This window comes from Halorhodospira halophila, from assembly GCF_016653405.1.
Lineage (GTDB): Bacteria > Pseudomonadota > Gammaproteobacteria > Nitrococcales > Halorhodospiraceae > Halorhodospira > Halorhodospira halophila_A.
This window is the reverse complement of sequence record NZ_NHSN01000010.1, coordinates 17515-32280: the sequence shown is the minus strand read 5'-3', so window position 1 is coordinate 32280 and position 14766 is coordinate 17515. Positions and strand designations below refer to the sequence as shown.

The 14766-nt window shown below is 67.6% G+C and carries 11 protein-coding genes and 3 tRNA genes; 11 read left to right on the top strand and 3 right to left on the bottom strand.

Features of this window, described 5'->3' with window-relative positions:
• Positions 1–57: 57 nt before the first annotated feature.
• Complete coding sequence (locus tag CCR79_RS03475; protein WP_201168794.1) at positions 58–1428, top strand: alanine/glycine:cation symporter family protein; 1371 nt, start codon at positions 58–60, stop codon at positions 1426–1428.
• A 53-nt stretch (positions 1429–1481) separates the two neighbouring features.
• Here the strand turns inward: CCR79_RS03475 and CCR79_RS03470 are convergent, their stop codons facing one another.
• Complete coding sequence (locus tag CCR79_RS03470) at positions 1482–1961, bottom strand: flagellar basal body-associated FliL family protein (RefSeq protein WP_201168791.1); 480 nt, start codon at positions 1959–1961, stop codon at positions 1482–1484.
• Between the two features lie 65 nt (positions 1962–2026).
• The gene (locus CCR79_RS03465) at positions 2027–2857 is read right to left on the bottom strand and encodes a hypothetical protein (RefSeq protein WP_201168789.1); all 831 of its coding nucleotides are present in this window, start codon (positions 2855–2857) and stop codon (positions 2027–2029) included.
• Between the two features lie 167 nt (positions 2858–3024).
• Between CCR79_RS03465 and CCR79_RS03460 the strand changes: the two genes are divergently transcribed.
• The 9 genes from CCR79_RS03460 (at position 3025) to CCR79_RS03420 (ending at position 11539) form a co-directional block, all read left to right on the top strand.
• Positions 3025–3114: transfer RNA gene (locus CCR79_RS03460), tRNA-Leu, on the top strand.
• Between the two features lie 85 nt (positions 3115–3199).
• Positions 3200–4510, top strand: coding sequence for a trigger factor (gene tig, locus CCR79_RS03455; protein WP_201168787.1), 1311 nt, complete (start codon positions 3200–3202; stop codon positions 4508–4510).
• Between the two features lie 25 nt (positions 4511–4535).
• Positions 4536–5168, top strand: coding sequence for an ATP-dependent Clp endopeptidase proteolytic subunit ClpP (gene clpP / locus CCR79_RS03450; protein ID WP_201168785.1), 633 nt, complete (start codon positions 4536–4538; stop codon positions 5166–5168).
• Between the two features lie 84 nt (positions 5169–5252).
• A complete protein-coding gene (gene clpX / locus CCR79_RS03445) occupies positions 5253–6533 on the top strand; it encodes an ATP-dependent Clp protease ATP-binding subunit ClpX (protein WP_201168783.1) in 1281 nt (426 codons plus the stop codon).
• 123 nt (positions 6534–6656) lie between these two features.
• On the top strand, positions 6657–9119 hold the full coding sequence (lon, locus tag CCR79_RS03440; protein ID WP_201168780.1) for an endopeptidase La: 2463 nt from the start codon (positions 6657–6659) through the stop codon (positions 9117–9119).
• A gap of 256 nt (positions 9120–9375) precedes the next feature.
• Positions 9376–9648: an HU family DNA-binding protein gene (locus CCR79_RS03435; RefSeq protein WP_201168777.1), complete on the top strand. Its 273-nt coding sequence runs from the start codon at positions 9376–9378 to the stop codon at positions 9646–9648.
• 16 nt (positions 9649–9664) lie between these two features.
• Positions 9665–9740, top strand: a tRNA-Val gene (locus CCR79_RS03430).
• A 47-nt stretch (positions 9741–9787) separates the two neighbouring features.
• A tRNA-Asp gene (locus tag CCR79_RS03425) sits at positions 9788–9864 on the top strand.
• Between the two features lie 100 nt (positions 9865–9964).
• On the top strand, positions 9965–11539 hold the full coding sequence (locus tag CCR79_RS03420; RefSeq protein WP_201168774.1) for a peptidylprolyl isomerase: 1575 nt from the start codon (positions 9965–9967) through the stop codon (positions 11537–11539).
• Between the two features lie 463 nt (positions 11540–12002).
• Here CCR79_RS03420 and CCR79_RS03415 read toward each other — a convergent pair whose 3' ends face one another.
• On the bottom strand, positions 12003–12794 hold the full coding sequence (locus CCR79_RS03415) for an enoyl-ACP reductase FabI (protein WP_201168772.1): 792 nt from the start codon (positions 12792–12794) through the stop codon (positions 12003–12005).
• A gap of 65 nt (positions 12795–12859) precedes the next feature.
• Between CCR79_RS03415 and CCR79_RS03410 the strand changes: the two genes are divergently transcribed.
• Positions 12860–14755, top strand: coding sequence for an extracellular solute-binding protein (locus CCR79_RS03410; protein WP_242510809.1), 1896 nt, complete (start codon positions 12860–12862; stop codon positions 14753–14755).
• The last annotated feature ends 11 nt before the right edge of the window (positions 14756–14766 follow it).

The following is a 14766-nucleotide window of genomic DNA, read 5'->3' as shown; positions in this document are numbered from 1 at the left end:
CCTTATTGTTGCCACCGTGCGGCGAGGTGGGCCGCATGAGCACCAGGGGAGAGGATCATGGAGGCGGTGACCTCATTGCTCGAGACGGTTAGTGACTTTGTCTGGGGGCCGGCGATGCTGGTGCTGCTGCTCGGCACCGGCCTCTACCTATCCATCGGCCTCAAGGCCATGCCGATCCGGCGGATCGGCTACGGCTTTCGGCGCATGTGGGGCGGCCGCGCGGAGCGCACCGACGAGCCGGGCGAGATTACCCCCTTCCAGGCGCTCACCACGGCGCTGTCGGCGACCATCGGTACGGGCAACATCGCCGGTGTGGCGACGGCGATCACCCTGGGCGGCCCGGGGGCGGTGTTCTGGATGTGGATCACCGCGCTGGTGGGCATGGCCACCAAGTACGCCGAGGCCGTTCTGGCGGTGAAGTACCGCGAGACCGACGAGCACGGGCGCTACGTCGGCGGTCCGATGTACTACATCAAGAACGGCCTGGGGCCCCGGTGGGCCTGGCTGGGGACGCTGTTCGCGATCTTCGCCATGGTGGCCGCCTTCGGCATCGGCAATACCGTGCAGGCCAATTCGGTGGCCGATGTGGTCGAGTCGAACCTGATGGTGCCGCCCTGGCTCACCGGGCTGATCCTCTCCGCCCTGGTCTTTCTGGTGATCATCGGCGGAATCCGGCGCATCGCCCGGGTCGCCGAGCGTTTGGTGCCGACCATGGCGGCGATCTACGTGATCGGTGGGTTGCTGATCATCGGTTGGAATCTCACCGATGTCCCGGCGGCTCTGGGGCAGATCGTCACCGACGCGTTCACCGGTACGGCGGCCACGGGTGGCTTCGCCGGCGCTGCGGTGTGGGCGGCGATCCGCTTCGGTGTCGCCCGCGGCATCTTCTCGAATGAGGCCGGTCTGGGGTCGGCGCCGATCGCCCATGCCGCGGCGCGCACCCGCAATCCGGTCCGCCAGGGCACCGTGGCCATGCTCGGCACCTTCATCGACACCATCATCGTCTGCACCATCACCGCGCTGGCCATCGTCCTGACCGGGGTCTGGACCACCGGCGAGACCGGCGCGTCGTTGACCTCCATGGCCTTCGGCGAGGGCGTGCCTGGAGGCAATTGGATCGTCACCGTGGGCATGATCCTGTTCGCCTTCACCACCATCGTCGCCTGGAGCTACTACGGCGAGCGTTGCGCCGCGTTCCTCTTCGGGGCCCGGGTGATCACGCCCTACCGCTACCTGTGGGTGGTGCTGCTGTTCGTCGGTGCCATCGCCGAGCTGGGGCTGGTCTGGATCGTTGCCGACATCCTGAACGCCTTGATGGCGATCCCCAACCTGATCGCCCTGCTGGCGCTCTCCGGGACCGTGTTCGCCATCACCCGCTCGTACTTCGCCCCGGGGGGTGGTTCCGAGGAGCCGCAGCGCACGGAGTGACGGGCCAGCCGGGGGCGCCGCCGGCGCCCCCGGGGGCAATCGCCCTTGGGCCCTTATTGCATGACGAACCGGGTGAAGTACACGCCGGCCGCCGGCTCGTCCACACCGTACTCGCGGAGCGTGGCGTTGACGCGATCCAGCGCCTCCTCGCGCAGCGCCTCGCGTGCATCCGGCTCGGCGAGCTCGGTGGAGGACTGATCGGCCAGGAAGAGCATCAGCGCATCGCGGATCGCGGCCTGGTGGGTCTCGATCCCATCGGCTGCGGCCTCGCTGGTGGTGGCGATCTCGACCTCGGCCTCGAGGTACTGCGCCGGCCCGTCGTCATCGAGGTTGACGGTCAGCGCCTGCTCGAGTTCGGTATAGCGGGCCTCGGCCAGGTCCTGCTCGGCCGGCTCCGGCCGTGGTTCTGCGCGGTGCTCCGGGGCCATGCCGGGCGGGGTGAAGACCCCGGTGGCCATGGCCAGCACCAGGCCCAGGGTGGCGAGCATCAGGACGGCCAGGCCGCCGAGTAGCGCGATCAGACCTTTCGGCATGTCGACCTCCTTCGCGGGTCAGCCAGCCCCGGGCAGGTCCTGCCGGGGTGGCAGGGTCAGCTGGTTCATCGGGCGCGGCTGCCGCGCCGGCGCTGCGCCTGCTGCTGCTCTTCCTCGGCGGCGCGCTCGGCGCTGGCCGCGGCGTAGTCCTTGAGTCGTTCCTGGCGCTCGCGGCGCCGACGCAGCGTGGTCTCGTTGCGCTCGATGAGCTCGAAGATCCGCATCATTGAGCCGTAGACCACGTACACCGGGTGATCGCGGCTGCGCTGCGGTTCCTCCGGGCCGTCCCCGGGGATCCACAGCACGCCGCGGGCGTTCACGCTGGCGGCGATCCGCGCGCAGCGTTGCAGCGCCGGGGTGAAGCCGAGGCTGGCGTGCTCCGGCGGCAGCACGTAGAGCGCGTAGCGGGCTTCGCCGGTCTCCACCAGGATGTTAGCCACACCGGCCGGGGTCTCCACGTCGAATCGGTAGCGGTAATCAGGGGCGTTGTCACCCATCCACTGGCGCAGTTCAGCGGAAACGCGTGCTGGGTTGAGCCCTCGGGCGGCGTCGCTGTTGCGGCGGGCGAGGGCGGCACGGCGTTCGCGTTCGCGCTGGAGTTCAGGCAGGGCGGTGCGTACGGCGACGGCCGCCGCCACGGCCGCCGCCCCGAGGATCAGCGGCCAGGCGAAGCTGAGCAGGGTATGGGCCTCTGCAATGATCGGTACCCCGGGCTGGTCGATGAACGTCGGCAGCAGGGCGAGCGCGGCAATCAGCAGGGCCAGGTTCAGCCAGCGGCGCGCCGCCCGCCAGCGCCGAACGGCCGCGGGATTGTCGCGGGTGCGGTGGATGCGGTTTGTGGTGACCTCGCGCAGGGCGAGCAGCAGCACCAGGACCGTGATGGCAAGCAGTATCATCTTCCCTCTGTGCGCGGGCGGCGCCGACGATGGGCAGGTGCCCATGGTAGCGGACCGCGGCCGGCCAGCCGAGCGCTCGGATGCGCATTGCGGGGAACGCGTCAACCGTTGTTATACTGATGCGGCGAAAGGCGTCAGGGTTACCCCCATTACGCCGCGCAGAGTCTGCGAAAGTGGCGGAATCGGTAGACGCGCCGGGTTTAGGTCCCGGTGGGGTTCGCAGCCCCGTGAGAGTTCGAGTCTCTCCTTTCGCACCAGGCAGTCCGTAGGCCGCGCGGTCCAGGACCGTGCGGCAAGCGCGAAACCGCAATCACCAAACGTTTGGATCCCAAGGACTTCCCGATGCAAGTTTCCGTGGAGACGACCGAAGGCCTGGGCCGGCGCATGACGGTCCAGGTCCCCGCCGAGCGCGTGGAGCAAGAGGTAGAACGCCGGCTGAAAGACCTCAGTGGCCGCGTCAAGATGGACGGCTTCCGGCCCGGTAAGGTGCCGGTGAAGGTCGTTCGCAAGCAGTACGGCGCCCAGGTGCGCAGCGAGGTGCTCAGCGAGGTGGTCCAGCAGACCTACTCCGAGGCCCTCGAGCAGGAGTCGCTGCGCCCGGCCGGCAACCCGCACATCGAGCCCAGGCGTACCGGCGAAGGGGAGGACCTGGAGTACGAGGCCACCTTCGACGTGCTGCCGGAGATCGAGGTTCAGGGCCTCGACCAGATCCGGGTCGAGCGGCCCCAGGTCGAGGTCACCGACGCCGACCTGGACAACGTCCTCGAGCGGCTGCGCAAGCAGCACGCCGACTACCAGGAGGTGGATCGGGCGGCCCAGGATGAGGACCGGGTGGTCATCGACTTCCACGGCACCATCGACGGCGAGGCGTTCACCGGCAACTCCGCCGAGGACGCTCCGCTGATCCTCGGCGCCGGGCAGCTGCCCGAGGCCTTCGAGCAGGCCCTGCAAGGCGCCCAGGCCGGCCAGGAGCTGACCGTTGAGCACAAGTTCCCGGACGAGCTGGCCGAGCCGAGCATCGCAGGCAAGACCGCAGTCTTCCAGGTGACGGTCAAGCGGGTGGAAGAGCCGCAGCTACCCGAGCTCGACGACGACTTCGCGGCCCGTCTGGGCATCCAGGAAGGCGGAGTGGAGGCGCTGCGCGACGCCGTCCGCGGCAACCTCGAGCGCGAGCGAGACCAGGCCGTGCGCCAGCGCCTCAAGCGGCAGGTGCTCGATCAGCTGGCCGATCAGAACGAGCTGGAGCTGCCCAAGAGCCTGATCGATGGCGAGATCGAGGCCCTGCGCCAGCAGTCCGGCGCCACCGCCGAAGGCGAGCTGCCCGAGTCGGAGCGTTCCGCCTACGAAGAGGTGGCGGGCCGCCGCGTGAAGCTGGGCTTGCTGGTCAACGAGCTGGTGCGCAGCCAGGGGATCCAGCTCGACCGCGAGCGGATGATGACCCAGCTGCGCGAGATGGCCGCCAACTCCGGCCAGGATCCGAGCGAGGCCCTGCAGCAGATCGCTCAGGACCGGCAGATGATGCAGGGGCTCGAGGCCTCGGTGATCGAGGAGCAGGTGGTCGACTGGCTGCTCGAGCAGGTGCAGACCGAGGACAAGCCCATGAGCTTCGACGAGCTCATGAACAGCGAGGACGGCGACCAGGCTTCGGCCTGAGTCGCGGCCCCAGGAGGCCAACGGCATGAGCGATACGCAGCAATCCGCCCCCGACGTGTTCAACACCGGCCTGGTGCCGATGGTCGTCGAGCAGTCGGCGCGCGGCGAGCGGGCCTACGACATCTTTTCGCGCCTGCTCAAGGAGCGCGTCATCTTCCTTGTGGGCCCGGTGGAGGACTACCAGGCCAACCTGCTGGTGGCGCAGCTGCTGTTCCTCGAGTCCGAGAACCCGGACAAGGACGTGCACCTGTACATCAACTCGCCGGGCGGATCGGTGACCGCCGGGCTGGCGATCTACGACACCATGCAGTTCATCAAGCCGGACGTGGCCACCCTCTGCGTGGGGCAGGCGGCCAGCATGGGTGCTCTGCTGCTCGCCGCCGGCGCCTCGGGCAAGCGCCACGCCCTGCCCAACTCGCGGATGATGATCCACCAGCCGCTGGGCGGGTTCCAGGGGCAGGCGACGGACATCGACATCCACGCCCGCGAGATCCTCAACATGCGGGATCGTCTCAACACCATCCTGGCCCACCACACCGGGCAGGACATCGAGACCATCCGCCAGGACACCGATCGGGACAACTTCATGACCGCCGAGGCGGCCGCGGAGTACGGCCTGATCGACCGGGTCCTGACCAGCCGCGGTGCCTCCGAGTGAGGACCCGCGGGCTGGTTGCGTACCCGCTGAAAAGGGTGCATCGTTGATAACGAATGATTCCAGTGCGCAAACCGAGGCCGTGGCATGACTGATCGAACTCAGAACAAGGGCGAGGACGGCGGCAAGCTGCTGTACTGCTCCTTCTGCGGGAAGAGCCAGCACGAGGTCCGCAAGCTCATCGCCGGGCCATCGGTGTTCATCTGCGACGAGTGTGTCGAGCTCTGCAACGACATCATCCGCGAGGAACTCCAGGAAGGCGCGGCGACGGAGGGGGGCGGTCTGCCCCGGCCCCACGAGATCAACCGCGAGCTCGACCAGTACGTGATCGGCCAGGAGCACGCCAAGAAGGTGCTCTCGGTGGCCGTGTACAACCACTACAAGCGCCTCGAGAGCCGGACCAGCCAAGACGACGTGGAGCTGACCAAGAGCAATATCCTGCTCATCGGCCCCACCGGCTCGGGCAAGACCCTGCTCGCCGAGACCCTGGCTCGGCTGCTCAACGTGCCGTTCACCATCGCCGACGCCACGACGCTGACCGAGGCCGGCTACGTCGGCGAGGACGTCGAGAACATCATCCAGAAGTTGCTGCAAAAATGCGACTACGACGTCGACAAGGCGCAGCACGGCATCGTCTACATCGACGAGATCGACAAGGTTTCGCGCAAGGCCGACAACCCGTCGATCACCCGGGATGTCTCCGGTGAGGGGGTGCAGCAGGCGCTGCTCAAGCTCATCGAGGGGACCACCGCCTCGGTGCCGCCCCAGGGCGGGCGCAAGCACCCGCAGCAGGAGTTCGTCCAGGTCGATACCAGCAACATGCTGTTCATCTGCGGCGGCGCCTTCGCAGGGCTCGACAAGGTCATCCAGGAGCGCTCCGAGCGGGGCGGGATCGGCTTCTCGGCCGAGATCAAGAGCGAGCGGGAGCGGGCCAGCGTGGGCGAGACGCTGCAGACGGTGGAGCCCAGCGATCTGGTCCGCTACGGCCTGATCCCGGAGTTCGTCGGCCGTCTGCCGGTGATCGCGACCCTCAACGAGCTCGACCAGGAGGCCCTGGTGCAGATCCTGCGCGAGCCGAAGAACGCACTGGTCAAGCAGTACCAGAAGCTCTTCGAGATGGAGGGCGTCGAGCTCGACCTGCGCGACGATGCCCTGCGCGCCGTGGCTGACAAAGCCATGGAGCGCAAGACCGGTGCGCGCGGGCTGCGCACGATCATCGAGCAGGTGCTGCTCGAGACCATGTACGAGCTCCCGTCCATGGAGAACGTCAGCAAGGTGGTGGTCGACGAGTCGGTCATCGCCGGCGACAGCGACCCGTACATTGTCTACGCGGGTCCCGAGCACTCCAAGGCGGCGTCCGACGAGTAGGGCGCCGTCACCCGGCGCACCTTGAAACCCGCCCGTATCACCCCCATTCCGAACCCAGAGGAGGGGCGCGCGGCTGCGGCCGCGCGCGTCCCGCCGTTCGCACGCCAATGAGGTTCGCATCCAATGGCTGAGCCAACCGCTCACAACCCCGAATCCCCGCAGACCGTCACCCAGGCGCCGGTTTTGCCGCTGCGCGACGTGGTGGTCTACCCGCACATGGTGATCCCGCTGTTCGTCGGGCGGGAGCGCTCCATCCACGCCCTCGAGGCGGCGATGGAGCAGGACAAGCGCATCTTCCTGATCGCCCAGCGCAGCGCCGAGGTGGACGACCCGGGCGTCGACGAGCTCTACGGCTACGGTACCGTCGCCTCGATCCTGCAGATGCTCAAGCTCCCGGACGGCACCGTGAAGGTGCTGGTAGAGGGCAGCGAGCGGGCGCGCCTGGTCGAGCTGCTCGATAGCAACGAGTATCTCTCGGCCCATCTGGTCACGGTGCCGGAGCCGCAGCCCAGCGACGAGGACCGCGAGCTCGAGGTGGTGGCGCGTTCCGCGACCAACGTCTTCGAGCAGTACGTCAAGCTCAACAAGAAGATCCCGCCCGAGATCCTCTCCTCGCTGTCGGGCATTGAGGAGCCGGGGAGGCTGGCGGACACCATCGCCGCGCACATGGCGCTGAAGGTCGAGGAGAAGCAGAAGGTCCTCGAGATGGAGGACCCGCGTGAGCGCCTCGAGCATCTGATGGGGCTGATCGAGGGGGAGATCGACATCCTCCAGATCGAGAAGCGCATCCGTGGGCGCGTCAAGCAGCAGATGGAGAAATCCCAGCGGGAGTACTACCTCAACGAGCAGATGAAGGCCATCCAGAAGGAGCTGGGTGAGCTGGAGGACGTGCCCAACGAGGTCGAGGATCTCGAGAACAAGATCGAGCAGGCCGGCATGCCCCAGCAGGCGCTGGACAAGGCGAAGCAGGAGCTGAACAAGCTCAAGATGATGTCGCCGATGTCCGCGGAGGCCACGGTGGTGCGCAACTACCTCGACTGGCTGGTGAGCCTGCCGTGGAAGGACAAGACACGGGTGCGCCACGACCTCAAGCACGCCGCCAAGGTGCTCGACCAGGACCACTACGGGCTCGAGAAGGTCAAGGAGCGCATCCTCGAGTACCTGGCCGTCCAACGCCGGGTGCGTAAGCTCAAGGGTCCGATCCTCTGCCTGGTCGGGCCGCCCGGCGTGGGCAAGACGTCGCTGGGTCAGTCCATCGCCCGGGCGACCAACCGCCGGTTCACTCGCATGTCCCTTGGCGGGGTGCGCGACGAGGCCGAGATCCGCGGCCACCGGCGCACCTATATCGGCTCGTTGCCGGGCAAGATCGTCCAGAACCTGAGTAAGGCCGGCAAGCGCAATCCGCTGTTCCTCCTCGACGAGGTGGACAAGATGGCCATGGACTTCCGGGGCGACCCGTCCTCGGCCCTGCTCGAGGTCCTCGACCCGGAGCAGAACAACAGCTTCAGCGACCACTACCTGGAGGTGGATTTCGACCTCTCGGACGTGATGTTCGTCTGCACGGCGAACACCATGAACATCCCGGCACCGCTGCTCGATCGGATGGAGGTCATCCGTCTGCCGGGTTACACCGAGGAGGAGAAGCTGGCCATCGCGCAGAACTACCTGCTGCCCAAGCAGATGAAGGCCAACGGCCTCAAGAAGGGCGAGCTGGACGTCAAGGAGAGCGCCATCCGTGACGTGATCCGGTACTACACCCGCGAGGCCGGTGTCCGGAACCTGGAGCGGGAACTGGCCACGGTCTGCCGCAAGGTGGTTAAGGACCTGGTCGAGGGCGAGTCGAAGGGGCGCAAGCGCGGCAGTGGCGTGCAGGTGACCCGTCGGAACATCGACAAGCACCTCGGGGTCCGGCGTTACCGTTTCGGCGTAGCCGAGACCGAGGACCGCATCGGCCAGTCCACTGGCCTGGCCTGGACCGAGGTGGGCGGCGAGCTGCTGACCATCGAGGTGGCCGTGGTGCCGGGCAAGGGCCGGGCGACGCAGACGGGCCAGCTCGGCGAGGTCATGAAGGAGTCCATCGATGCGGCCACCACCGTGGTGCGCAGCCGCGCCCGCGCGCTGGGGCTGGATCCGGAGTTCTACACCCGGAACGACTACCACATCCACGTCCCGGAGGGCGCCATCCCCAAGGACGGGCCTTCGGCGGGCACCGGCATGTGTGTCGCCTTGGTCTCGGCGCTGACCAGCATCCCGGTGCGCGCCGGGGTCGGCATGACCGGCGAGATCACCCTGCGCGGCGAGGTGCTGCCCATCGGCGGGCTCAAGGAGAAGCTCCTGGCTGCCTTGCGCGGCGGTATCGACACGGTCCTGATCCCCGCGGAGAACGAGAAGGATCTGGCCGATGTGCCCAAGGACGTGAAGTCGAAGCTCGACATCCGGCCGGTGCGCTGGATCGACGAGGTCCTCGAGGTGGCCTTGACCCGTCAGCCGGAGCCGCTGCCGGCTCCGGAGGGCGAGGACGAGGCCGACGCGGCCAAGCGCGTGGCCGTCGGTGAGGGCGAGGGCGACGCCAAGCGGCCGCACTGAGCTCGTGCCGCCCGTTTGACAGTCCGGAAAAGCCGCTGCTATAACGCCAGCAACTGAGCGGCCTGGGCCGTGACAGGCCCGGGCCGGCGGCGTCGGCGCTGCCAGCAGGGCGATTCAACGGCAACGCTGTGGAAGCACGCTACGCCGTGGTAGGGTTTGGGGGTCCGTAGGGTTGCCGGGCCGCCGTTCGGTGACCCAGGCCCGAAGGGCCAGCCACGCCAGCATCGAGTAAAAAAACCGAAAAGGGGACACGGGGATGAACAAGAGTGAACTAATCGAGGCGGTAGCCGACTCCGCGGATCTTTCCAAGGCCGCGGCCGCGCGCGCCGTCGATGCCATGGTCGAGTCGGTCACCGACGCCCTGCGCGAGGGGGATCAGGTCACCCTGGTGGGTTTCGGCACCTTCACCGTGCGCGATCGGGCCGCCCGCACTGGCCGGAATCCGCGCACCGGCGAGAGCATCAACATCCCGGCGTCGAAGGTCCCGGGTTTCAAGCCTGGCAAAGCGCTCAAGGATGCGATAAACTAACGGGCTTAGTCGGTTCGGGTGGTTAGCTCAGTTGGGAGAGCGTCGCCCTTACAAGGCGAATGTCGGGGGTTCGAATCCCTCACCACCCACCAGGGGTAGACAAGCGGCAAAAAGTTGTTACAATAATCGACGTAATCACGGAGCGGTAGTTCAGTTGGTTAGAATGCCGGCCTGTCACGCCGGAGGTCGCGGGTTCGAGTCCCGTCCGCTCCGCCAAATCAGAAAGCGGCCCTGACAGCCGCGATAAAAAGGCGCCCATAGTGGCGCCTTTTTTGTATCCTGATCACCCACATGAGCACTCGGCGGAAGACAAGGCATGCTTCAGGCGATTCGTGACGGCATCAAGGGCTGGATTGCGTGGGTCATCATCGGGTTCATCGCCCTGCCGTTCATCTTCATGGGTGGTTACGAATACTTCGGTGGTGGCCGCGAGGACGCGGTGGTCGCCCGCGTCGATGGCGAGGAGATTCCCCGCTCGCAGATCAACCAGGCGGTGGAGCGCCAGCGCGCGCAGCTGCGCGAGATGTTCGGCGGTGATCTTCCCGATGGCGCCTTCGACGCTGCCGCATTGCGCCGCGAGGCCCTGGAGCAGCTCATCGACGAGCGGTTGCTGCACGCCTACGTCGATCGCCAGGGATTGCGGGTTACCGATCAGGAGGTGGCCCAGACCATCCGTAGCCAGGAGATCTTCCACGAGGGCGGGCAGTTCTCCCGGGGTCGATACCAAACCCTGCTTGAGCGCAATCGCATGACGCCGGAGGACTACGAGGAGCTGGTCCGGCGGGACCTTAAGGCCGATCAGTTCCAGCAGGCCGTGTTCGCCAGCAGCATCAGCACCCCCTCCCAGCTGGATCGTCTGGTGCGCCTGCAGGACGAGTCGCGCAGCTTCAGCTACCTTGAGCTCGCCGCCGAGCGCTACATCGACGAGGTTCGTGTCGATGATGCCGAGGTTGAGGCCCATTACGAGGCCAACACCGACGACTACATGGCCCCGGAGGCGGTGCGCCTTGAGTACGTCGAGCTGGGTCCGCTGGCCCTGCGTGATCAGGTCGAAGTGGATGATGATGCGCTCCGCGAGCGCTATGACGAGCGTTACGGCGATGACGAGGACCCGCCGGCCTTCGATGCCGTGCGCGAAGAGCTGCTGGCCGACTACATCCGCGAACAGCACGGCACCGAGCTCATGGAGGCCGGCGATGAGTTCGGCAATATTGCCTTTGAGCAGCCGGACAGCCTGGAACCGCTGGCCGACACCTTCGGCCTGGAGATCCGGAGCAGCGACTGGATCGATCGCGAGGGCGGCGAGGGCATCGGCGAGCTTTCCGGGGTCGTCGAGCAGGCGTTCAGCGAGGATGTGCTGGAGTATGGCTACAACAGCGACCTGATCCGCGCCGACGAGGACCGCTACCTGGTGGTACGGCTCCTGGAACACCGAGAGGCCGAGCCCCGGCCCCTGGAGGAGGTGGCGGATTCCATCCGCGAGGAGATCCGCCAGGAGCATGCCGCCGAACTTGCCCTGGAGCGGGCGGAGGAGTTAATGACCCGGCTGCGCGATGGTGAGTCGTTGGACGAGCTGGCCGAGGAGCTCGATGTCGAACGCTTCACGGTCGAGGAGGCCTATCGGGACGACCGCAGCCACCCGGCGGCCGTTGTGCGCGAGGCGTTCGCCCTAGAGGAGGGCGGTCATGCCCGGGTGGAGCTGGAGGACGGGGCCGCGGCGCTGCTCCGTCTGGACGAGATCAGCCGCGGCGATCCGGACGGCCTCTCGGCTCAGGAGCGTGAGCAGCTGCAACAACAGCTCCAGCGCATGGCCGGGGACTCCGAGGTGCGGGCGCTGATCCGCGCCCTGCGTGCCGAGGCGGATATCGAGATCGCCCGCGAGCGGCTCTAGCGGCGGGCGCGGGGGCTCTATCGCTGGCCCCCTGCGGAAGGAGCGCTGGGCGCGACCGGGAAGAGCGGCTCAGGGGCACGACACGGCGAAATGGAGAGCGCTGGGGTGCCCCTCTTCACCGGGGGCATTGAGCGCGCCGAGCAGCGCAGCCCGAGCGGGGAAAAGCGCCGACGCCCGCCGTCGGCGCTTTTAGCGAGGTTTTGTCCGAGCGAAGCGTCAGCGGAGCGAGTTAAGCGAGCGACCCGATCGGGTGAGCCGCGCAGGGGACCGCGAAGCGGCACGCTCGTCAGCCCCCGGTGAAGAGGGGCACCCCGTCGCTCGCCGGATGGGGCGACGCCCTCCATGAGCCGCTCTTCCCGGTCGCGCCCAGCGCTCGCCTTGTGGAAGCCCCCATAGCAAAAGGCCCCGCGGCTTGCGCCGTAGGGCCTTCGCGTTCGGCACCTGTTTCAAGCAGGGGCCGCGTCTAAAGCTCCGCGCCCGACAGCGCCACGCAGTGGAAGCCGCCGTCGACGTGGACCACCTCACCGGTGATTCCCGAGGCGAGATCCGAGCACAGGAACGCCCCCACGTGCCCGACCTCCTCGGTCGAGACGTTCTTGCGCAATGGCGACGCCTGCTCGTTGAAGCTCATCATCTGCTTAAAGCTGCCGATCCCCGAGGCCGCCAGGGTGCGGATCGGGCCGGCCGAGATGGCGTTCACGCGGATGCCCTCCGGGCCCAGATCCGCCGCCATGTAACGCGTGGTCGCCTCCAGGCTCGCCTTCGCCGCACCCATGACGTTGTAGTTGGGCAGGGCCCGCTCGCCGCCCAGGTAAGTCAGCGTGATCAGCGAGCCCTGGCGCTGGCGCAGCATCTCGCGGCCGTAGCGGGCCAGGGCCACGAAACTGTAGGCCGAGATCTCGTGAGAGGTGCGGAAGCCCTCCCGGGTGGTGTTGTCCACGAACGACCCGGCCAGCTCCTCGCGCGGCGCGAAGGCCACGGCGTGGACGATACCGTCGATGCCATCGGTCCAGTGCTTGCTAAGCTCAGAGAAGACCGATTCGATCTGCTCGTCGGAGCTGACGTCGCAGGGGAAGACCAGCTCGCTGTCCACCGAGGCGGCGAGCTTGGTGACCCGGTCCTGGAGCTTTTCGTTCTGGTAGGTAAAGGCGAGTTCGGCGCCTTGCTGGTGCATCGCCTCGGCAATGCCCCAGGCGATGGAGCGGTCACTGGCGACACCGACCACGAGGATGCGCTTGTTCTGCAGGAATCCCATATCTGCTCTCCGGCAACTGTTGCTTGCTTGCGCGTGCCCAGGGGCGAAACGCCGGGGATGATAACATGACCGGCATGCACGCCTTCCCCCGTCCCAGCGGCCGCGCCTGGGCCCGCCTGGCGCGTTGGCTGCTGGGCACGGCTTGCCTGGTGGCCGCGGTGCAGCTGCCGGCCATCGTCGGGGCAGCGCCGGGCTCGTCGGGGGTGCACGGCCTGGCGCTGCACGGCGAGCCCAAGTACCCGCCGGATTTCTCGCACTTTGACTACGTCAACCCGGACGCGCCCAAGGGCGGGACCGTCATCCGCGAGGCCCGCGGCAGTTACGACAGCCTCAACGGCTACATCCTGCGCGGCACCAAGCCGCCGGGTCTGGGGCTGGTGGTGGATACGCTGATGGCTCACGCCGAGGACGAGCCGTTCTCCGTCTACGGGCTCATCGCCGAGCGTGTCGAGGTGGGCGAGGATGATGCCTGGGTGGCGTTCCATCTGCGCGAAGAGGCGCAGTTCCACGACGGGGAGCCGATCACCGCCGAGGACGTGGTCTATAGTTTCGAACTACTGCGTGAGCACGGTCACCCCCGGCTGCGCTCCTACTACCGCCATGTGGAGTCGGCCGAGGCGCTGGATCGGCACCGGGTGCGCTTCGAGTTCGCCCACGCCGGCAATCGCGAGCTGCCGCTGATCATGGGTGAGCTGCCGGTGCTGCCGCAGCACTACTGGGAGGAGCGGGACTTCAGCCGGACCACCATGCAGCCGCCCCTGGGCAGCGGCCCGTACCGCATCGCCGAGGCCCGCCCCGGGCGCAGCATCACCTATGAGCGCGTGACCGACTACTGGGCCGAGGACCTGCCGGTGCGCCGCGGTCGGTTCAATTTCGATCGTCTGCGCTACGACTTCTACCGGGATGCCACCGTCGCCCTCGAGGCCTTTCGGGCCGGGGAGTTCGATCTGCGCGAGGAGAACACCGCAAGGCACTGGGCGACGGGGTACGAGACTTCCGCGCGTCGCGACGGTCGCATGGTGCTCGAGGAGATCGAGCACCGCCGCCCGGCGGGCATGCAGGGGTTCGTCTTCAACACCCGCCGCCCGGTCTTCGAGGACCGCGGAGTGCGCCGGGCGCTCGGCTACGCCTTCGATTTCGAGTGGACCAATCGGCAGCTCTTCCACTCGGCCTATACCCGCACGGCCAGCTATTTCGAGAACTCCGAGCTGGCTGCGCGTGGCGCGCCCAGTGAAGCCGAGCGGGCGATCCTCGAGCCCTATCGCGACGAGCTCCCCGAGGCGGTCTTCGAGCCGTACCAGCCGTCGGTGACCGACGGCTCCGGGTGGAATCGCGACGACCTTCTGCGAGCGCTGCGCATCCTCGAGCAGGCTGGATGGTCGGTGGGGGAGGACGGCATCCTCCGTCACCAGGACAGTGGCCGGCCGCTGGCCTTCGAGCTTCTGTTGGTCAACCCTAGTTTCGAACGGGTGGCCCTGCCGTTCGTCCAGAACCTGCGGCGCATCGGGGTGCTGGCCCGGGTGCGCACCGTGGACACCACGCAGTATCAGTACCGGCTGGATAACTTCGAGTTCGATATGGCCGTTGTGGTCCTGCCGCAGTCGCCCTCGCCGGGCAACGAGCAGGCGATGTACTGGAGCTCGGCGGCCGCCGAGCAGCGGGGTAGTCGGAACTACGCCGGTGTGCGCGACCCGGTGGTCGATGAGCTGGTCGAGCGGCTGGTCACCGCCGATGGGCGCGATGAGCTCGTGCAGCTCACGCGTGCCCTGGACCGGGTCCTGCTCGCCGGTCACTACGTCATCCCCAACTGGCACACCCCGGTGCACCGGGTCGCCTACTGGGACAAGTTCGGGCGGCCGGAGATCGCCCCCAACTACGGCCTGGGTTTCGACACCTGGTGGGTCGATCCGCAGAGGGAGCAGCGACTGCGCGAGGCCAACGGCCCGCGTTCGGTCCGATAGCCGATGGGGAC